Annotated in this window: 17 protein-coding genes; 13 read left to right on the forward strand and 4 right to left on the reverse strand. The window is 65.5% G+C overall.

Going from position 1 to position 20,550, the window contains the following annotated elements:
- The 10 genes from ACFC2Y_RS10410 to ACFC2Y_RS10455 all read left to right on the forward strand — a co-directional run bounded on the left by ACFC2Y_RS10410 (position 1) and on the right by ACFC2Y_RS10455 (position 11,512).
- The gene (locus tag ACFC2Y_RS10410) at positions 1-759 is read left to right on the forward strand and encodes a LamB/YcsF family protein (RefSeq protein WP_375174553.1); all 759 of its coding nucleotides are present in this window, start codon (positions 1-3) and stop codon (positions 757-759) included.
- Between the two features lie 167 nt (positions 760-926).
- Positions 927-2,288, forward strand: coding sequence for a xanthine dehydrogenase small subunit (locus tag ACFC2Y_RS10415; RefSeq protein ID WP_375174552.1), 1,362 nt, complete (start codon positions 927-929; stop codon positions 2,286-2,288).
- On the forward strand, positions 2,285-4,720 hold the full coding sequence (gene xdhB / locus ACFC2Y_RS10420; RefSeq protein WP_375174551.1) for a xanthine dehydrogenase molybdopterin binding subunit: 2,436 nt from the start codon (positions 2,285-2,287) through the stop codon (positions 4,718-4,720). Before ACFC2Y_RS10415 ends, xdhB begins: the two co-directional genes overlap by 4 nt.
- Positions 4,713-5,645 (forward strand): xanthine dehydrogenase accessory protein XdhC, encoded by a 933-nt coding sequence (gene xdhC / locus ACFC2Y_RS10425; protein ID WP_375174550.1) that lies wholly within the window; start codon positions 4,713-4,715, stop codon positions 5,643-5,645. Before xdhB ends, xdhC begins: the two co-directional genes overlap by 8 nt.
- A complete protein-coding gene (locus ACFC2Y_RS10430) occupies positions 5,642-7,159 on the forward strand; it encodes an ABC transporter ATP-binding protein (protein ID WP_375174549.1) in 1,518 nt (505 codons plus the stop codon). Before xdhC ends, ACFC2Y_RS10430 begins: the two co-directional genes overlap by 4 nt.
- Positions 7,160-7,249: 90 nt before the next feature.
- Complete coding sequence (locus ACFC2Y_RS10435) at positions 7,250-8,332, forward strand: ABC transporter permease (RefSeq protein WP_375174548.1); 1,083 nt, start codon at positions 7,250-7,252, stop codon at positions 8,330-8,332.
- 9 nt (positions 8,333-8,341) lie between these two features.
- A complete protein-coding gene (locus tag ACFC2Y_RS10440; protein ID WP_375174547.1) occupies positions 8,342-9,271 on the forward strand; it encodes an ABC transporter permease in 930 nt (309 codons plus the stop codon).
- Between the two features lie 59 nt (positions 9,272-9,330).
- The gene (locus tag ACFC2Y_RS10445) at positions 9,331-10,401 is read left to right on the forward strand and encodes a BMP family ABC transporter substrate-binding protein (protein ID WP_375174546.1); all 1,071 of its coding nucleotides are present in this window, start codon (positions 9,331-9,333) and stop codon (positions 10,399-10,401) included.
- 139 nt (positions 10,402-10,540) lie between these two features.
- Positions 10,541-10,834: a DUF1330 domain-containing protein gene (locus tag ACFC2Y_RS10450; RefSeq protein ID WP_375174545.1), complete on the forward strand. Its 294-nt coding sequence runs from the start codon at positions 10,541-10,543 to the stop codon at positions 10,832-10,834.
- A gap of 15 nt (positions 10,835-10,849) precedes the next feature.
- Entirely contained in the window at positions 10,850-11,512 is a 663-nt protein-coding gene (locus tag ACFC2Y_RS10455; RefSeq protein WP_375174544.1) for a DUF938 domain-containing protein, read from the forward strand.
- Positions 11,513-11,613: 101 nt separating this feature from the next.
- Here ACFC2Y_RS10455 and ACFC2Y_RS10460 read toward each other — a convergent pair whose 3' ends face one another.
- Both ACFC2Y_RS10460 and ggt read right to left on the reverse strand, forming a co-directional pair.
- Positions 11,614-14,106 carry an FAD-dependent oxidoreductase gene (locus tag ACFC2Y_RS10460; RefSeq protein ID WP_375174543.1) on the reverse strand — a complete coding sequence of 831 codons (2,493 nt, stop codon included), beginning with the start codon at positions 14,104-14,106 and terminating at the stop codon, positions 11,614-11,616.
- Positions 14,107-14,339: 233 nt separating this feature from the next.
- Positions 14,340-16,148: a gamma-glutamyltransferase gene (gene ggt / locus ACFC2Y_RS10465; RefSeq protein WP_375174542.1), complete on the reverse strand. Its 1,809-nt coding sequence runs from the start codon at positions 16,146-16,148 to the stop codon at positions 14,340-14,342.
- Positions 16,149-16,378: 230 nt separating this feature from the next.
- Between ggt and ACFC2Y_RS10470 the strand changes: the two genes are divergently transcribed.
- Both ACFC2Y_RS10470 and ACFC2Y_RS10475 read left to right on the forward strand, forming a co-directional pair.
- Entirely contained in the window at positions 16,379-17,137 is a 759-nt protein-coding gene (locus ACFC2Y_RS10470; RefSeq protein ID WP_375174541.1) for an electron transfer flavoprotein subunit beta/FixA family protein, read from the forward strand.
- Complete coding sequence (locus ACFC2Y_RS10475; RefSeq protein WP_375174540.1) at positions 17,137-18,063, forward strand: electron transfer flavoprotein subunit alpha/FixB family protein; 927 nt, start codon at positions 17,137-17,139, stop codon at positions 18,061-18,063. Before ACFC2Y_RS10470 ends, ACFC2Y_RS10475 begins: the two co-directional genes overlap by 1 nt.
- Positions 18,064-18,152: 89 nt before the next feature.
- Here the strand turns inward: ACFC2Y_RS10475 and ACFC2Y_RS10480 are convergent, their stop codons facing one another.
- Complete coding sequence (locus tag ACFC2Y_RS10480) at positions 18,153-19,016, reverse strand: DUF6473 family protein (RefSeq protein WP_375174539.1); 864 nt, start codon at positions 19,014-19,016, stop codon at positions 18,153-18,155.
- 144 nt (positions 19,017-19,160) lie between these two features.
- Here ACFC2Y_RS10480 and ACFC2Y_RS10485 point away from each other — a divergent pair, with 144 nt between their 5' ends.
- Positions 19,161-20,036, forward strand: coding sequence for a 3-hydroxybutyryl-CoA dehydrogenase (locus tag ACFC2Y_RS10485; protein WP_375174538.1), 876 nt, complete (start codon positions 19,161-19,163; stop codon positions 20,034-20,036).
- Between the two features lie 64 nt (positions 20,037-20,100).
- Here ACFC2Y_RS10485 and ACFC2Y_RS10490 read toward each other — a convergent pair whose 3' ends face one another.
- Complete coding sequence (locus tag ACFC2Y_RS10490) at positions 20,101-20,466, reverse strand: DoxX family protein (RefSeq protein ID WP_375174537.1); 366 nt, start codon at positions 20,464-20,466, stop codon at positions 20,101-20,103.
- Positions 20,467-20,550: the final 84 nt, after the last annotated feature.

A 20,550-nucleotide genomic window follows, 5' to 3' on the forward strand; every position in this document is an offset into this window, starting at 1 on the left:
ATGGCCACGACGGTCGATCTGAACGCGGATATGGGCGAAAGCTTCGGTCCCTGGACCATGGGCCATGACGCGGCGGTTCTGGACATCGTGACCTCCGCCAATATCGCCTGCGGTTTCCATGCGGGCGACCCGAACGTGATGGCGCGGACGATGCGAATGGCACTGGAGCGTGGCGTGGGCCTGGGCGCGCATCCCGGCTTTGCCGACCTGCAGGGTTTCGGACGGCGGCGGATCAAGCTGTCGTCGGAGGAGCTGGGCAACTTGGTCGCCTACCAACTCGGCGCGGCGCAGGCGATGGCCCGCGCGGCGGGCGGGCAGCTGCGTCATCTGAAGCTTCACGGCGCCATGTCCAACATGGCCTCCGAAGATATCGAGATGGCCCGGATCTGCTATGCCGCCGCCGAAAAGGTGCAGCCCGGCATCGTCATCATGACCCTGGCCGGCACCGCGCAGGAGGCTGCCGCGGAGGACCTGGGCCTGGCCCGCGCGGGCGAGATTTTCGCCGACCGCGCCTATAATGACGACGCCACCCTGGTGGACCGATCCCTGCCCGGCGCGGTGATCCATGACGCCGAATTGGCCGGTCCGCGCATCGCCGAGATGGTCAAGGAGGGTGCAATCATCACCGAAACCGGCAAACGCATCCCGACCCGGATCGACACCATATGTTGCCATGGCGACACCCCGGAAGCCATTGAAATCGCACGATCTGTTCGCGACAGCCTTAGCCGCGCCGGGATCACTCTGCGGCCTCTCTGACGCCTCAATTGCGGGCATTTTCCCGCAAGGTGTCGCTAGAAATTTCAGCAAAAGCTTGCCAACTCGGCGCCGAGTCGCTTTGCTGTACGCCGGAAGACCGCCCAATTCTACGCCGCATCGAAGAGGGCAGAACGGTCCAACAGGGGTAAGGCGGCGGACAACTGAAAATGACAATCTCCTTTCACCTGAACGGAGACCGTGTGGACCTCTCCCCCGAGGTCGCGCCAACCACGACCCTTCTGCAATACCTGCGGGAGACCGCAGGGCTCACCGGCACAAAGGAAGGCTGCAACGAGGGCGACTGCGGGGCCTGCACGGTCATGGTGACCGACGCGAACGGCCCCCGCGCCCTGAACGCCTGCATCCTGTTCCTCCCACAACTGCACGGAAAATCCGTGCGCACGGTTGAAGGCATGTCCTCGCCCGAGGGCGAGATGCATCCCGTGCAGCAGGCCATGGTCGCCGAACACGGCAGCCAATGCGGCTTCTGCACCCCCGGCTTCATCGCCTCCATGGTCACCGGCCATGCGCGCGGCGAGACCAACCACGACGACATCCTGGCCGGCAACCTCTGCCGCTGCACCGGCTACGCGCCGATCGTGCGGGCGGCCAAGGCGGTTGAGGACGCAGAGGTCCCGGACTGGATCCGGGACTCCGTCCCACAGGTGGAGGCCGTGGCCATCGCCCCCGAGACGTCCGACGAGCTGGCCGCGTGGTACGACGCCCATCCCGAAGGCACGCTGATCGCCGGCGCCACGGACGTTGGCCTCTGGGTGACCAAGCAGCTGCGCGACCTGCCCGAGGTCGCCTTCCTGAACCGCTGCGCCGACCTCAAGCAGATAGAGGATCAGGGCGACACCCTGCACGTCGGCGCAGCCGTGACGATGGCAGAGCTGTTGCCGGTTCTGGCCCCGATCTACCCCGGCTACGCCGAGATGGTGCGCCGCTATGCCTCTGAACAGATCCGGCAGGCGGCGACGATTGGCGGCAATATCGCCAATGGCTCCCCGATCGGGGACAATCCCCCGGCCCTGATCGCACTGGGCGCAACCCTGCATCTGCGCAAGGGCGACACGCGACGGGACCTTCCGCTGGAAAATTTCTTCATCGACTACGGCAAGCAGGATCGCGCGCCCGGCGAATTCGTCGAGGCGGTGACGATCCCCAAACGGGCAGACCGGCTGGCCTGCTACAAGCTGTCGAAACGCTTCGATCAGGACATTTCGGCCGTTCTGGGGTGCTTCAACCTGACGATGGCCGATGGCGTGGTGGCCGAGGCCCGGATTGCCTTCGGCGGCATGGCGGGCATCCCGAAACGCGCCGCGCATGTGGAGGCGGCCCTGATCGGCCAGCCCTTCGACGAGGCCGCGCTGGAGCGCGCCGCCCCGGAATGGGCGAAGGATTTCTCGCCGATGTCGGATATGCGCGCCTCTGCCGACTACCGGCTGGCGAGCGCGCGGAACATGTTGCGACGCTACTGGCTTGAGGGCCAGGGGACGTCGGTGAATGTCCGGGAGGTGCGCGCATGAGCATGGGCAAACCCCTCCCCCACGACACGGCGCCGCTGCATGTCACCGGCGCGGCGCGATACGTGGATGACATCCCCGCCCCGACCGGAACGCTGCACCTCGCCTTCGGTTTGTCTCCGGTCGCCCGCGGCGTGCTGAACGGCGTCGATCTGGCAGCAGTCCGGGCCGCGCCCGGCGTGATCGACGTGCTGACTGCAGCCGACTTGCCGCATCACAACGACGTCTCCCCCTCGCCGGAGCCGGAGCCGATGCTGGCCACCGACCGCGTGCATTTCGTCGGCCAGCCGGTGTTTCTGGTCATCGCGACCTCGCATCTGGCCGCGCGCAAAGCCGCCCGGCTGGGCACATTCGACATCACCGAGGAAACGCCGATCCTGACGGTGGATCAGGCGCTGGAGGCCGACAGCCGCTTTGAAGGCGGGCCGGTGGTCTGGGCCAAGGGCGATGCCGCCACCGCCATAGCGGGCGCTGCGCATAGCGTCGAAGGCAGCATGGAGATCGGCGGCCAGGAGCATTTCTACCTCGAAGGCCAGGCCGCCCTGGCCCTGCCGCAGGATGGCGGAGAGGTCGTTGTTCAATCCTCCACCCAGCACCCGACGGAGATCCAGCACAAGGTGGCCGAAGCACTTGGCCTGCCGATGCATGCCGTACGGGTGGAGATGCGCCGCATGGGCGGCGGCTTTGGCGGCAAGGAAAGCCAGGGCAATGCGCTGGCGGTTTCCTGCGCCGTGGCGGCGATCCGGACGGGCAAGCCCTGCCGGATGCGTTATGACCGCGACGACGACATGGTCATCACCGGCAAGCGCCACGACCTCCGGATCGACTATCGCGCAGGCTTCGACGACAGCGGTCGGCTGCTTGGCGTCGAGTTCCGCCACCTGATGCGCTGCGGCTGGTCGCAGGATCTGTCGCTGCCGGTGGCGGACCGGGCGATGCTGCATTCCGACAACGCCTATCTGCTGGATCACGTGAGGATCGAGAGCCACCGGTTGAAGACCAACACCTGCTCCGCCACGGCCTTCCGCGGTTTCGGCGGACCGCAGGGGATGGTCGGGATCGAGCGGGTCGTGGATCACGTGGCCCACGCCCTGGGCAAGGACCCGCTGGAGGTCCGACGGGTGAATTATTACGCCGATGCACCTGCGGATGGCGCGGACGGGGGGCCATCTGCCCCCCCGCGTCATTCCGATGGAATGCCGATCCCCCCCGAAAGTATTTCCAACCAGAAGAAGCAGGCGGATCTCACCTCGCGCGGCGGGCCGGACGAGTTGGACCGCAAGGTGATCGCCCCCTCGGGCGGGCAGACGACGCCCTATGGCATGCCGGTCGAGGACTTCGTGCTGAACGCCATGACGGACCGGCTGGCGGAACAATGTGACTACGCCGGACGACGGGCGCGAGTAGCGGAGTGGAACGCGGACCAACCCGTGCTGAAGCGCGGGATCGCGCTGACGCCGGTGAAGTTCGGGATCTCCTTCACCCTGACCCATCTGAACCAGGCGGGCGCGTTGGTGCATGTTTACCAGGACGGCTCTGTTCAGGTGAACCATGGCGGGACCGAGATGGGGCAAGGGCTCTATCAGAAGGTCGCGCAGGTGGCGGCGGGCACGTTCGGTGTCGGCATGGAGGTGGTGAAGGTCACCGCGACCGACACTGGCAAGGTGCCCAACACCTCGGCCACGGCGGCCTCTTCGGGGTCGGACCTGAACGGCATGGCGGTGAAGATCGCCTGCGACACGATCCGGGATCGCATGGCCGCCTGTCTGGGTGAATTGCACCAGGTGCCCGCCGAAACGGTCGTCTTCCAGGATGGCGAGGTGACGGTCGGTGGTGAAGTGCTGAGCTTTGCTCGCGCCGCGCAGCTGACTTACGAAAGCCGCGTTTCGCTCTCGGCAACCGGGTTCTACAAGACCCCCGGCCTGGCCTGGGACAGGCTGCGCGGCCATGGCACGCCTTTCTTCTACTTCGCCCACGGGGCCGCCTGTACCGAGGTGGTGATCGACACGCTGACCGGCGAATACCGGATCCTGCGGACCGACATCCTGCATGACGTCGGCCGGTCCCTGAACCCGGCCCTCGACATAGGGCAGATCGAGGGCGGCTATGTGCAGGGCGCGGGCTGGCTGACGACAGAGGAACTGGTCTGGGACGACAAGGGGCGGCTGCGGACCCACGCCCCCTCCACCTACAAGATCCCGGCTTGCTCGGATCGGCCGGAGGTCTTCAACGTCGCCCTCTGGGACGGCGAGAACCGGGCGCAGACGATCTATCGGTCCAAGGCCGTGGGTGAGCCGCCCTTCATGCTGGGGATTTCAGCCTTGATGGCCCTGTCGGATGCGGTGGCCGCCTGTGGCGCGGGCTACCCGGCGCTGGACGCGCCCGCCACGCCGGAACGGGTGCTGGCCGCAGTGGAAAGGGTGCGCCATGGTTGATCTGGGCGCATTGGAGAAAGCACTGGCGCGACATGGTCGCGTTGTTCGAGTGGTTGTTGCGCAGGTCCGCGGTTCGGCCCCGCGGGAGGTCGGCGCGTCGATGCTGGTCTCTGCCGACGGGTTGGTCGACGGAACCATCGGCGGCGGCGCGTTGGAGCTTGAGGCGGAAACCACCGCCCGCCAACTGGCCGCAGGGCGCGTGGACCGGCGGGCGCTCGGCCCCGATCTGGGCCAGTGCTGTGGCGGCGCGGTGGTGCTGGCCTATGATGTGGTGGAGACCCTGCCGGAGGTGCAGGACGGTGTGATCCTGCGCAGGATCGACGGTGCGGCGGAGATGCCGCTGTCCGTCCGGCGGGAACTGTCGCGGTTGCGCAATGGCGATGCCCTGGCGCGGACACAGCTGATCGACGGTTGGCTGATCGACCCGGTCGACCGCCCGACGATAGACCTCTGGGTCTGGGGGGCGGGCCATGTGGGACGCGCCATCGTCGCCACCGTCGCCCCCCTGCCGGATGTATCAGTGACCTGGGTCGACACCGGACCGGAACGGTTCCCCGACCAGGTGCCGCAAGGCGTGACCACGATCCCCGCGAAAGAGCCGGAGCGGCTGGTGACCCATGCGCCCGACACGGCCCATCATCTGGTCCTGACTTATTCCCACGCGCTGGACCTCGCGCTTTGCGATGCCCTGCTGCGGCGCGGTTTTGCCAGTGCCGGTGTCATCGGGTCGAAAAGCAAATGGGCCCGGTTCCGCAATCGCCTGGCTGCCATGGGTCATTCAACTGCCCGGATTGACAGCATTTCCTGCCCGATCGGCGATCCTGCCCTGGGCAAACACCCGCAAGAGATTGCCGTCGGCACCGCCGCGCGGCTACTAAGGGAAACGCAGGCGCGCCAAGACGCCGCAAGGGACATGACAGGGTGACGGAACCACTTCTTTCGATCCGCGGGCTGACCAAGGCCTATCCGGGCGTTGTCGCGAATGACGACGTCTCCTTCGACATTCTGCCGGGCGAGGTTCATGCCCTTCTGGGCGAGAATGGCGCGGGCAAATCGACCATGGTCAAGATGATCTATGGTCTGGTCAAACCCGATAGCGGTGAAATGCTGATCCGCGGCGGCGCCTATGCCCCGGCGGAGCCGCAGGCCGCCCGGGCCGCAGGCGTCGCGATGGTCTTTCAGCACTTCTCGCTTTTCGATGCGCTGACCGTGGCGGAAAACATCGCCCTCGGCATGGCCGACCCGCCCAGGATGAGCGATCTGGCCGCCCGCATTCGCGACGTGTCCGAACAATACGGCCTGCCGCTGGACCCCTGGCGTGTGGTCGGCGATCTTTCGGCCGGAGAACGCCAGCGGGTGGAAATCATCCGCTGCCTTCTGCAGAACCCCAAGCTGCTGATCATGGACGAACCGACCTCCGTGCTGACACCGCAGGAAGTGGAGATCCTCTTCGAGACGCTGAAAAAGCTCAAAGCCGAAGGGACCTCGATCCTCTATATCTCTCACAAGCTTGAAGAAATCCGCGCCCTTTGCGACGAGGCGACGATCCTGCGACTGGGCAAGAAGGTCGCCACCTGCACCCCGCGCGACACCACCGCGCGGGAGATGGCAGAGCTGATGGTGGGCGCGGAACTGCACACGCCCTCACGCGACTACAACGAACCGGGCGCGGTGCGGCTGGCGCTGGCGGGGCTCACTGTCTCCTCGCCCAGCCAGTTCGGCACGTCGCTGAAAGGTATCACGCTGGAGGTCCGCGCGGGCGAGGTTCTGGGCCTGGCCGGGGTGGCCGGCAACGGACAGGACGAACTACTGGGCGCGCTCTCGGGCGAGCTACGCGCGGCGCCGGGCATGGTGGTGCTTGACGGGGCGGAGATCGGGGCAAAGGGCCCCGGCGACCGCCGCCGCATGGGCCTGCTGACCGCGCCGGAAGAGCGCCTGGGCCATGCCGCCGCCCCGGACATGAGCCTGACGGAAAACGCCGCGCTGACCGCCGTGGACCGGCGCGGGATCGGGCGCAACGGCTTCCTCGACTGGGCCAAGGCCCGGGGCTTCGCCAGGGAGATCATCGCCCGGTTTGACGTCCGCACACCGGGAACCGAAAACGCGGCGCGGTCGCTGTCCGGCGGAAACCTGCAGAAATTCGTCATCGGGCGCGAGGTCATGCAGGACCCGCAGGTTCTGGTTGTGAACCAGCCGACCTGGGGCGTGGATGCCGCCGCGGCTGCGGTGATCCGCCAGGCTCTGCTGGACCTGGCGGCGGGCGGCGCGGCGGTGATCGTGATCAGCCAGGATCTGGACGAATTGATGGAGGTCTCCGACCGGTTTGCGGCCCTGAACGAGGGGCGGCTGTCGGACATCCGGCCCGCCAAAGGGCTGACCGTTGACGAGATCGGGTTGATGATGGGCGGCGCCCACGACATGGAGGTAGCCCATGCGTGAGCTGTGGCGCATTTGGCCAAGGGCGGAGGCCTTCGGCACGTCTATTTCGGGCAAGATCAAGCTGGGCATCCCAGCCCGGGGGGTCGGCGCATGATCCGGCTGGAAAAACGGCGGCAGCCCTCCAAGGTCTTTGCCTATGCCACCCCGGTCATGGCGGTGATCGCCACGATGATCTTCGGCGGCCTGGTCTTCGCGCTTCTGGGCAAGGATCCCGTGATTGCGATCCGGACGATCTTCTACGATCCGCTTTTTGGCGAACATGCCTTCTACTACCGGCCGCAATTGCTGGTGAAGGGCGGGCCGCTGATCCTGATCGCCATCGGGCTGAGCCTTGGTTTCCGCGCAGGCATCTGGAACATCGGAGCGGAGGGGCAATACATCCTCGGCGCGCTTGGCGGCGCGGCGGTGGCGCTTGCCTTCTACCCGCTGGACGCCTGGTTCATCTTCCCGCTAATGGTTCTGGCCGGCGGCCTGGCAGGCTGGGCCTGGGCGATGATCCCGGGGCTGCTCAAGGTGAAATTCGGCACGAACGAGATCCTCGTGTCGCTGATGCTGGTCTATGTGGCCGAACAACTGCTGGCCTCGATGTCGCTTGGCCTGCTGAAAAACCCCGAAGGCTTCGGCTTCCCCGGTTCGCGCAACCTGCAGCAATACCCTTCGGCGCACAACGGCGACATCATTGCCAATACCGGGATGCATTGGGGCGTGGCGGCGGCCTTCATTGCCGTGATCTTCGCCTATGTCCTGCTGACGCGCCATCAACTGGGCTATCACATCCGCCTGACCGGCGAGGCCCCGCGCGCCGCGCGTTTCGCCGGCGTGTCCCCCGCACGACTGATCCTCTTCTGCCTCGGCACCTCCGGCGCGCTGGCCGGGCTGGCAGGCATGTTCGAGGTCGCGGGACCGGCCGGACAGGTCAGCGTCGATTTCAACTCCGGCTACGGGTTCACCGCGATCATCGTCGCCTTCCTGGGCCGTCTGCACCCGATCGGCATCCTTCTGGCCGGGCTGCTGATGGCCCTCACCTATATCGGCGGAGAGATCACACAATCCTCCATGGGGCTGCCCGCCGCGGCAATCCAGGTGTTTCAGGGGATGCTGCTCTTTTTCCTCCTCGCGGTGGACGTGCTCACCAATTATCGCCTGCGCTTCGGCGCGCGGGCCTCGGCGTAAGGGGCGACCATGGACTTCCTGCTTGCAAATCCCGCGCTGATGATCGCCTCTATCATGGTGGCCGCAACCCCGATCCTGCTGGCCTCGATCGGAGAGCTGGTGGCCGAACGCTCGGGCGTGCTGAACCTCGGCGTCGAGGGCATGATGATCACCGGGGCCATCTGCGGCTTTGCCGCCGCCGTCGGAACGGAAAGCCCGCTTGTCGGGTTCCTCGCCGCCGCCGCGGGGGGCGCGCTGCTGAGCCTCCTCTTCGCCATCCTCACCCAGTTCGCCCTGGCCAACCAGGTGGCCTCCGGCCTGTCTCTGACCCTTTTCGGGCTGGGGCTTTCGTCGCTGATCGGCCAGGCCTATGGCGGGCTGAAACCGCCACGCTCCTACCGGCTGGATATTCCTGGCCTGTCGGACCTGCCCTTCTTCGGCAAGGCCTTCTTCCAGCATGACCTGATGGTCTATGTCTCGCTTTTGCTGGTGCTCGCCGTCTGGGCCTTTCTGAAATTCACCCGCGCCGGGCTGATCCTGCGCGCCGTGGGCGAAAACCACGACGCCGCCCATGCGCTTGGCTACAAGGTCGTGCTGATCCGCATCGCCGCCATCGCCTTCGGCGGCGCCTGCGCCGGGTTGGGCGGGGCCTATCTCTCGCTCGTCCGGGTCCCGCAATGGACCGACGGGATGACGGCGGGCGCGGGGTGGATCGCGCTGGCGATCGTCGTCTTCGCCTCCTGGAAACCCTGGCGCGCGCTTCTGGGCGCCTATCTCTTTGGCGGCATCACCGTGCTGCAGCTGAACATGCAGGCGGCGGGGGTGAACGTGCCCGTGCAGCTTCTCTCCATGTCGCCTTACATCATCACCATTCTCGTTCTCGTCGTCATTTCCGCCCGGTCGGGCGGGGCTGGCGCCGCGCCGGCTTCGCTCGGGCGGATCTTCCATGCTACGCAATGACGACGGACCACCAACCGGGCTCAAGACCCGAAAAACACTCAACTGAAAGGGAGAAATCCATGAAACGCAGAACGCTTCTCGCCTCCGCCGCGGCCCTCGCCATGGCCGCAGGCGCGGCCTTTGCCCAGGACGTGCCGAAGATCGGCTTTGTCTATGTCGGCCCGGTCAACGACGGCGGCTGGTCCCAGCACCACCACGAATCCGCAATGAAGATGAAAGAGCACTTCGGCGACAAGATCGAACTGGTCGAACAGGCCTCCGTGCCCGAAGGGGCCGATGCCGAACGCGTGCTGACCCAGATGGCGCTTGGCGGTGCCGATCTGATCTTCACCACCTCTTTCGGCTACATGGACCCGACCATCAACGTCGCGGCCAAGTTCCCGGATGTGAAATTTGAACACGCCACCGGCTACAAGACCGCCGACAACGTCAGCGCCTATTCCGCCCGCTTCTACGAGGGCCGCGCGATCGAAGGGTTTCTGGCAGGACACGTGACCAAGACGAACAAGATCGGCTACATCGGCTCCTTCCCGATCCCCGAGGTGATCCGTGGCATCAACTCCTCCTTCATCCACGCCAAGAAGGTGAACCCGGATGTCGAAATTTCCGTGGTCTGGGTGTCCACCTGGTTCGACCCGGCGAAAGAGGCGGACGCCACACAGGCCCTGCTCGATCAGGGGGTCGACGTGGTGCTGGCCCACACCGATTCCACGGCACCGCTTGCCGTGCTGAAGGAAAAGGGCGGCCTGGGCTTTGGCCAGGCGGCGGACATGTACGAATACGCGCCGGAGCCCCGTATCTCCTCCATCATCGACGAATGGGCGCCCTATTACATCGAACGCGTCCAGGCCGTGCTGGACGGCACTTGGGAAAGCCACAATACCTGGCAGGGCATTGGTGACGGTATGGTCGGCATCGGCGAGATCACCGGCCCGGTCCCGGCGGACGTGAAAGCCGAGGCCGAAAAGATGATCGAGGACATCGCCTCCGGCGCCTACCACCCCTTCACCGGCCCGCTGAACAAGCAGGACGGATCTGCCTGGCTGGCGGATGGCGAAGTGGCGGATGACGGCACGCTGGCCGGTATGAACTTCTACGTCGAAGGCGTGTCTGGCGAGATCCCGCAGTAAGCGGATCGGCCGGAGACCAAGGGGGGCGGTTGCTGCGGTACCGCCCCTTTTTCGTCCCTGACCTGCCCCGAAAGGCATTCATTGCCACGCCCGCCCCTTTTGCCTAGCCTGCGTCGGACCCGACAAATCGGAGCATGTCATGACCGCGTACATCATCGGCCGAATGCAGATCCACAGCCGCGACTGGATGGATGCTTACTTCGCGGAGATCCCCGGCGTGGTCGCGGCCCATTCCGGCCGCTTCCTCGTTCGTGGCGGCGACCCGGAACGCATGGAAGGCGCGGACGCGCTGCCCGACGCGGCCTTCATCATCGAATTCCCCGATCGCGACCATGCCCGCGCCTTCTGGTCCTCTGACGACTTCCAGCGATTGGCCACCCTGCGCCGGTCCGGATCGACCCTTGATGCGATGCTGGTCGACAAACTCGCCTGACCCGCAGGACCCGCCATGTGCTCTCATCACCTTCCCCCGACCGCCAATGTCGCCACCGATGCCGGGAACGGCCGCCTGGTGTTGCCCGCCGCCGAGCGCAACAAGGACGCCATCGCGTCGCTGGTCGCCTGGCTGCTCGAAGGGAGCTCGGCGACACAGGCTCTGGAAATCGCCTCTGGCTCCGGTCAGCACGTCCTGGAGCACGCGCGCCGCAACCCCGGCGTCACATGGCAGCCCACGGATGTGGATCCGGCCCGCCTCGCCTCGATCGACGCCTATGCGGCCGGAGCCGCCCTGCCGAACATCCGCCCTGCCGTCATGCTGGATGCCACACGGCCCGGCTGGTCCGCGACCCATGGCGCGAAGGACCTCATCCTCCTCGTCAATCTCCTCCACCTCATCAGCGCCGACGAAACCGCCACCCTGATCGCCGAGGCCGCCCTCGCCCTCGCCCCGCAGGGCCAATTCCTGATCTACGGCCCGTTCATGCGCGGCGGAAGGCTGACCTCCGACGGCGACCGCCGCTTTCATGCCGACCTGATCGGGGCCGATCCGGCCATCGGTTACAAGAACGACGCCGAGATCATCAAACTGATCCACGCCAGCGGGATGGACGTGATCGACACGGTCCAGATGCCCGCCAACAATCTCAGCTTCATCGCCCGCCGGACCGCCTGAGGACCGCCTCGACCGGCGCGGGCGCCGTTCCCGCGTTCTTTTTGCCAGAAGTATCTTGGGGGGAGCGCGGCATGCGCGGGGAGCAAAGCCCCCCTGCCCGCTCAGCCGTCCTTTCGGATGACCTCGTTCTTTGGATCGTAAGGGCTGTCTTCAGTGATCTCGCAATCCCAAAGCTGGTCGAACATCTTCACCTTCAGTTTCGTCCCCGGCACCGCCAGATCGGGCGAGACATAGCCCATCCCGATCGACTTGCCGAAGGCCACGGAATAGCCGCCCGAAGTCAGACGCCCCACCTTGGTATCCCCGTCATACAATGCCTCGCGGCCCCAGGGATCGGCATCCTCCGGCCCGTCGATCAGCAGGGTGACGCATTTCGCACGGATGCCGGTGGCCTCCATCGCCGCCTTGCCGTGGAACTCTTTGGCGAGGTCGATGAAGCGCGGCAGGTCGGCCTCGGCCGGGGTCGCGTCGCGGCCCAGTTCGGTGCCGAAGGCGCGGTAGCTCTTCTCCTGACGCAGCCAGTTCTGGGCGCGCGCGCCGACCAGCTTCATTCCGTGTTTTTCGCCCGCCGCCACCAGCTGATCCCAGAGATAGTTCTGCATCTCGATCGGATGGTGCAATTCCCAGCCCAGCTCGCCGGTATAGGCAACGCGGATCGCACGGACCGGGCACATGCCCAACTCGATCTCGCGCATCGTGAGCCAGGGGAAACGCTTGTTTGACAGGACCGTCTCCGGCTCCGCATCGCGCACGATTTCGTTCAGCACATCTCGCGACTTTGGCCCGGCGATGGCAAAGACGCCCCATTGCGTCGTCACGTCATGGCAGGAGATCCAGCCGAACTCGGGGATCTTGTCCTCAATCGCCTTCTGCAGGAAATCGCTGTCATAGGCCGTCCAGGCGCCGGCGGAGACGAGGTAATATTCATCCTCGGCCAGCCGCACGATGGTGTATTCCGTCCGGGTCGTCCCGGCGGTGGTCAGCGCATAGGTCAGGTTGATCCGGCCCACCTTCGGCAGCTTGTTGCAGGTGAACCAGTCGAGGAAGGCCGTCGCGCCGGGACCTTTCACCAGGTGCTTGGTAAAGGCGGTGGCGTCGATCAACCCGACGCCTTCGCGGATCGCCTTGGCTTCTTCGACCACGTGCGACCACCAGCCGCCACGGCGGAACGATCGCGCTGCGTGGTCGTCAAACCCTTCGGGCGCGTAGTAGTTCGGGCGCTCCCAGCCGTTCACCTGACCGAACTGCGCGCCCGCCGCCTTCTGCCGGTCGTAGGCCGGGGAGGTGCGCAGCGGCCGCGCGGCCTCGCGTTCCTCATCCGGGTGGTGCAGGATGTAGACATGCTCGTAGGCCTCTTCGTTCTTGGCCACCGCATAGTCCGTCGTCATCCAGGACCCGTAACGCTTGGGGTCGAGCGAGGCCATGTCGATCTCCGCCTCACCCTCGATCATAAGTTGGGCCAGGTAATAGCCCGTACCGCCCGCCGCGGTGATCCCGAAGGAGAAGCCCTCCGCCAGCCACATGTTGCGCAGACCCGGGGCCGGACCGACCAGCGGGTTGCCGTCGGGCGTGTAGCAGATCGGACCGTTGTAATCGTCCTTTAGACCCACCTCCTCCGACGAGGGGATGCGATGAATCATCGACATATATTCCTCCTCGATCCGCTCCAGATCCAGCGGGAAGAGGTCGGCGCGGAAGCTGTCGGGCACGCCATAGGCAAACCGCGCAGGCGCGTTGCGCTCATAGGGGCCCAGGATCCAGCCGCCGCGTTCCTCACGGACGTACCATTTGGCATCGGCGTCGCGCAGAACCGGGTGCTCCGCCCCGCCCTGCTTGCGGTACTCGACCAGCGCCGGGTCGGGTTCGGTCACGATGAACTGATGTTCGACCGGAATGGCGGGCGTCTTGATGCCCAGAAGTCGCGCGGTGCGCTGTGCGTGGTTCCCGGTCGCGGTGACGACATGTTCGGCGGTGATCACCGTGGTCTCGTCGGAGGGCACGAGGTTGCCGCCCTTCTCGACCATTTTCGTCACCGTGACCTGCCACTCGGACCCGGTCCAGTGGTATCCATCCACCTGCCACTTCCGCTCGATCATCACGCCGCGCTGACGGGCGCCCTTGGCCATGGCCATCGTCACGTCAGCCGGGTTGATGTAGCCATCGGTCGGGTGGAAGATCGCACCCTTCAGGTCCTCCGTCCGCACCAGCGGCCAGCGGTCCTTGATCTGCGCGGGGGTCATCCATTCATAGGGCACGCCCGCCGTCTCCGCCGTGGAGGCGTAGAGCATGTATTCATCCATCCGCGCATCGGTCTGCGCCATCCGCAGGTTGCCAACGATGGAGAAGCCCGCGTTCAGCCCGGTCTCCTCCTCCAGCGTCTTGTAGAAATCAACGGAGTACTTGTGGATATGGGTCGTCGCATAGCTCATGTTGAAGAGCGGCAGCAGGCCCGCAGCATGCCAGGTGGAGCCGGAGGTCAACTCGTCCCTCTCAAGCAGCATGACGTCATCCCAGCCTCCCCTGGCCAGGTGATAGGCGATGGAGGTGCCGACGGCGCCGCCACCGACAACAAGGGCTTTGACATGGGTCTTCATGGGGGTCACTCCGCTGCGGTCCTCCCCCGGTTTAGCAGGACGCACAGGCAGCGCGCGGTCCAGCCGACATTTTCAGGCCGGAAAGCGACGCGCGTGCGGATTTTCCTAGACGGCCGCGAAGGCGAGGCCGGAACGCGGTCATCCTCGGGCTGGACCCAATGATCCCCTGCCCTACGCGCTCTCGAGCACCAGATCCTCCGGTCAAGCCAGAGGATGACAACGGAAGGACCGGATCACTCCCCGTAGGCGAGCCCTTCGCGCCGTGGGTCGGCCGCGCCCAGCAGACCCTCGGGCGTCACCATCACCGCATGCAGACCGGAATTCATGTCCCCGACTCGCGTCTTGAAACCCCGGGCCTCCATATCAGCGGCCAGACCGTCCGCCCCATTGGCCGTCTCGATCTCGTAGATGCCGAACCTATTGACCAGATGCGGCATCCCGGCGGCGGCCTGAACCTCCTGCCCTTCGCCCAGTACCCGACGGACGTATTCCGCCACATAGCCGATGATCCGCGACCCGCCGGGCGAGCCGACCACCAGGACCGGGCGTCCCTCCTGCAGGACGATCGTCGGTGACATGGAGGACCGGGGCCGCTTGCCGGGCTCCACCCTGTTGGCAATTGGCATCCCGCCGTCATGCGAGCGGAAGGAAAAATCGGTCAACTGGTTGTTCAGCAGGAAGCCACCCACCATGACCCGCGAACCAAAGGCGTTTTCGACGCTGGAGGTCATCGACAATGCGTTGCCGTATTGATCGACGATCGACATATGTGTGGTCGAGGGCAGCGCGCGGCCGAAATGATCCGCCTGCATCAGGGCGTGGTCGAACTCCGGCTCGCCCGGCAGGACCTCGCCCATGGCCGACATGTCGGAGGACAGCTTGGCACGGTCCGTCAGATAGGACGGGTCCAGCAGACCCTTGACCGGCACCGGCACGTAATCGCTGTCCGCCAGATAGCGGCCCCGGTCGGCAAAAGCCATGCGCCCGACATTGCCCCAGAGCGTCAGGAAATCCGCCACCTCGTCGCGCGGGGCCGCGATCCCCGGCAAGGGGCGCCCCGCATCGCGATAGAAGCCTTCAGTCAGCCCAAGGATCTGGCCGACCGCCACGGCGCCGGACGACGGCGGGCCCATGCCGCAGACATTATAGGCGAGGAAAGGCGAACAGACCGGATCGCGTTCCTTGACGGTGTAATTGCGCATGTCCCAGTCGCTCAGCTTGCCGGGCTGCACCGCCGTCTGCACCGCATGTACGATGGCACTGGCCATGGAGCCGTCGTAGAACACCGCCGACCCGTTTTCCGCCAGCGCTTCAAGGCTCGTCGCATAGGCCGGGTTGGTGCGCAGGTCGCCTGCCCGCAGCGGCACGCCCTCGGGCAGGAAGTACGCGGCGGTCACCGGATGCGACGCCAGTCGCTCCTGATCGTAGGCCACCATCGCTGCCAGCCGGGCCGAAACCTCGAACCCGTCCTGAGCCGCGCGGATCGCGGGGGTAAAGAGACGTGACCAGGGCTTGCTGCCCCACCTTTGATGCGTCGCTTCCATCAGCGCGGGGGTGCCTGGGACACCGACCGACAATCCCCCCACGACCGCTTCGAAGAAGCCCATGGGCTTGCCCTCGGCCTGGAACAGGGTCGGCGTCGCGTCCAGCGGCGCGGTTTCGCGACCGTCGAGGGTGAAGACCTCCCCCAACTCCGCGTCGTAATAAACCAGGAACCCGCCACCCCCGAGGCCTGAACTCTGCGGTTCCACCAGCCCCAGCATCGCCTGCGCCGCCACCATGGCATCCGCCGCCGTGCCCCCCTCGCGCAGCACGTCTGCCCCCGCCTGGACGGCCATCGGATGCGCCGCCGCGATCATCCAGCGGTTCGACTGCATGGGCCGTCCCGCCGATTTCAACAGCTGCGCCGCCCGCAGTCCGGGATCGGTGACCGGGGCCGACAGGTCGGTCGTCATTTCCGGCGGAATGGCATCCGCCGCCTGTTGCGCGATGGCCGGGCTTGCGAGGCCCAGGAGGGCCGTCAGGATCAGAATGAATTTCACGGCTGCTCCGCCTGGTGGTGATTCTCTGGCATCATAGCCGTGTTTCCGATAGCGCTACATTATTCCGTCATGCAGAAAAACCAGCCGCCAAGCGGAATTTCGCGACGAGACGTCGCGGCTGATACGTGATTTTGATCTGTCCGACGCTCCCGCAAGATTATATCAACGCGCCTGAACCGGGCTGGCGAATCCGCCATTCCTGATCGAAATGCAATAGGGAGTGACCGCTGATGAAGGTGCTTGTGCCTGTCAAACGCGTGATCGACTACAACGTGAAGGTCCGCGTAAAGGCGGACGGATCGGGTGTCGATCTTGCCAATGTCAAAATGTCGATGAACCCCTTCGACGAGATTGCCGTCGAAGAGGCCATCCGCCTGAAGGAGGCCGGGAAGGCCGAAGAGGTGGTCGTCGTCTCCATCGGTGTGAAACAGGCGCAGGAAACCCTGCGGACCGCGCTCGCCATGGGCGCAGACCGCGCGATCCTGGTCGTTGCCGCCGATGACGTGCACACCGACATCGAACCGCTGGCCGTTGCCAAGATCCTCAAGGGTGTCATCGACGAGGAGGCCCCGGGCCTCGTCATCGCGGGCAAACAGGCGATCGACAACGACATGAACGCGACCGGCCAGATGCTGGCGGCCCTCCTGGGCTGGTCCCAGGCGACCTTTGCCAACGAACTGGACATCGACGGCGACAGCGCCGTGGTGAAGCGTGAAGTCGACGGCGGCCTGCAGACCATCAAGGTCAAGATGCCCGCCATCGTCACCGCCGACCTGCGCCTGAACGAGCCGCGCTATGCCTCGCTGCCCAACATCATGAAGGCGAAGAAGAAGCCGCTGGACGAAAAGACCGCCGACGACTACGGCGTCGACGTCTCGCCCCGGCTGGAGATCGTGAAGACCTCCGAGCCCGAGGCGCGCAAGGCCGGTGAGATGGTGCCCGACGTGGACACCCTCGTGGCAAAACTCAAAGAGAAGGGGATCGTGTAATGGCCGTTCTTCTGCTTGCCGAAGTCAATGACGGCGAACTGGCGCTGGACGCCACCGCCAAGGCCGTCTCCGCCGCAAAGTCCCTGGGCGATGTGACTGTCCTGGCCGTTGGCGCCTCTGCCAAGGCCGCGGGCGAAGCCGCCGCCAAGATTGACGGTGTTGCCAAGGTGCTGGTCGCCGAGGACGCGCTCTATGGCCACCGCCTGGCCGAGCCGGTGTCGGCCCTGATCGTGTCGCTGGCCGGTGATTATTCGCATATCGTGGCCCCCGCCACGACCGATGCGAAGAACATCATGCCGCGTGTTGCTGCCCTGCTGGACAGCATGATCCTGACCGACGTGACCGGTGTGGTCGACGCCGACACCTTCGAGCGCCCGATCTACGCCGGGAACGCCATCCAGACCGTAAAGTCGAAAGATGAAAAGAAGGTTATCACCTTCCGGACCTCCACCTTCGACGCGGCCGGTGACGGCGGCTCCGCCTCCGTTGCGGATGCGGCCACGGCCGAGGATCCGGGCCTCAGCGAGTGGGTCGAGGACGCAATGGCGGCCTCCGACCGTCCGGAACTGACCTCCGCCAAGGTGGTTGTCTCCGGCGGCCGCGGTGTCGGCTCCAAGGACGACTTCGCGATCATCGAGGGCCTGGCCGACAAGCTGGGCGCCGCCGTCGGCGCGTCGCGTGCCGCGGTCGACAGTGGCTATGCCCCGAACGACTGGCAGGTTGGCCAGACCGGCAAGGTCGTCGCGCCCGAGCTCTACATCGCCGTCGGCATCTCCGGCGCGATCCAGCACCTTGCGGGCATGAAGGACAGCAAGGTCATCGTCGCGATCAACAAGGACGAAGAGGCCCCGATCTTCCAGGTCGCGGACTACGGCCTTGTGGCGGACCTCTTCGAAGCGGTCCCGGCGCTGAGCGAGAAGCTGTAAATTTTGAGATGGGTGCAGAGCACCCATCCTACGACATCCGAAAGGCCCGCCATTGGCGGGCCTTTTTCAATATGCCGTCCCAAGCCCGTTCAATTCAGGAATACCGGCGTGTCCTTGGGCACGATCTCACAAAGCACCGGCGCCAGCGCCTCCGCCGCGGTGTGATGAAGGCCGACCCCCAGCTGGCTCTGCGCCGCCGCGTATTCCATCTGGGAGAATACCATCCCCTCCGTTCCTGCGGCCCGTTCGCTGTCCCGCGCGACGACCTCCACCACATCCGTCACCCGATCACGCAGCTGGTCCACCATGCCCCGATCGACGAACAGCGGATCTCCGCGGCCCCAAAGCTGCCCGTCTGCCCCCGGTGCATCTGCCAGCGCATGATCCGCCATCCACAACAACACAACCGGGCTCCCGACCTCCTCGATCAGGCGGATCATCCTGGCCACCCAGGCCTCTTTCAGCTCCACCAGAAGAATACGGAACCGGTCCGGCGACAGGTCCATCAGGTGCTGCAACAGATGCCGCGTGAAGTGGAAGGCCGTGAAGTCCACGTCGCGATAAATGGTCCGCAGCAGTGCCGACGCCTGCAGAAACCGGTCATTGCGGCGCGGGTGCACCGAGTAATAGCGATTGGTAAGGTTCGGCGCTCCGGTGATCTGCACCACCGTCGCCGAGGCCCGCTGCGCCATCTCCATCACGATCGGGTCATTCAGAAACAGGTCCGGCCCCGCATTCACCGCGCCGAGGTTCACACAGGAGAGATGCGTCCGCGCCTCGATCTGCGAGGGGAACGGGCGCGGAATGAATTTCCCATAGGTCGTGGTGCCCCCCAGGAACAGCACATGCGGCCCGTTCAGATCCGCCCTCGGCCCCCGAAACAGGGTCCGCGAGGCACCATATCGGCAAGGTATGTAATCGAGGCCCGAACGGCCCACTCGGTCATAGGTCATGTCACCCACCTTCTTGTCACCCGCGACCGGTGTGCCTTCAAAATCTTTCCAACCTCCTAAATCCGACATTCACCGCAAATCGTCAGCACTTGCGGCCAGCGGCGGCATTGGTCACTGTGACCGGGACGAACAAGGGAGACCGGGATGGAGATCAGATCAGTTGGCGTGATCGGCGCGGGTCAGATGGGCAATGGCATCGCACATGTCTGTGCGCTCGCCGGGTATGACGTGCTGCTGACCGACATCAAGCAGGAGGCTCTGGATGGCGCGCTGACGCAGATCGACCGCAATCTCGGGCGCCAGGTCAGCCGCGGCATGATCACCGAAGAGGACAAGACCGCCGCCCAGTCCCGCATCAAATCCACCCTCACCCTGACCGACCTGGGCCAGATGGACCTGGTGATCGAGGCCGCGACGGAACGCGAGACGGTCAAGGACGCCATTTTCAAGGAGCTGGTCCCGGCGCTGAAGCCCGAGACGATCCTGACCTCCAACACTTCCTCCATCTCCATCACCCGCCTGGCCTCGCGCACGGACCGGCCCGAGAAGTTCATGGGCTTCCACTTCATGAACCCTGTGCCCGTGATGCAACTGGTCGAACTGATCCGCGGCATCGCCACGGATGACGAAACCTACAAGGCCTGCCATGCCGTCGTCGACAAGCTGGGCAAGACCGCCTCCTCGGCCGAGGATTTCCCTGCCTTCATCGTCAACCGCGTGCTGGTCCCGATGATCAACGAGGCGGTCTATGTCCTCTACGAAGGCGTCGGCAACGTCCGCTCCATAGACGAGGCGATGAAACTGGGCGCCAACCACCCCATGGGTCCGCTGGAACTGGCCGATTTCATCGGGCTGGACACCTGCCTCGCCATCATGAACGTGCTGCACGACGGGTTGGCGGATACCAAATACCGCCCCTGCCCGTTGCTGACCAAATACGTCGAGGCCGGCTGGCTGGGTCGCAAGACCGGGCGCGGGTTCTACGACTATCGCGGGGAAACGCCGGTTCCGACGCGGTAGGATGGGGGCTTGGCCCCCCTTGACCCGGTGATGGGTGCCGAGCACCCATCCTACGCCGCAATCGCTACCGCCACCGCACGAACCGCCCCGGCCCGTGCGCCGCCAGCACCAGCAGCCCCCCGGCAACCGCCCAGTTCTTCACCACAATCGTCACCTGCCACGGGTCCGCCCGCAGTTCCCAGTGGAACCAGCTGGTCAGGATGCAATATCCGGCCAGAAGCACCGCCCAGACCCGCACCCGTGGCCCCAGCACCAGACAAACGGCCGCCAGCAGGTTGAACGCGGCCACGACCCAGACAAACCACCCCGGCAACCCGACGGAGCGGATCATCGCCTCCACCGGTCCCGGATCGCCAATTTTCTGCACGAACCCGCCCAGGAAAAGCAGCGCGATCAGCACGCGTCCGGCCAGATCCAGAATGTCCCGCATATTCCGACCTTTTCCACTGTCATCCTCGGGCTGGACCTGAGGATCGCCGACCGCTCTGTTGCGCCCGTGTCAGGTCATCCTCGG

This window comes from Pseudooceanicola sp. (assembly GCF_041987405.1).
Lineage (GTDB): Bacteria > Pseudomonadota > Alphaproteobacteria > Rhodobacterales > Rhodobacteraceae > Pseudooceanicola.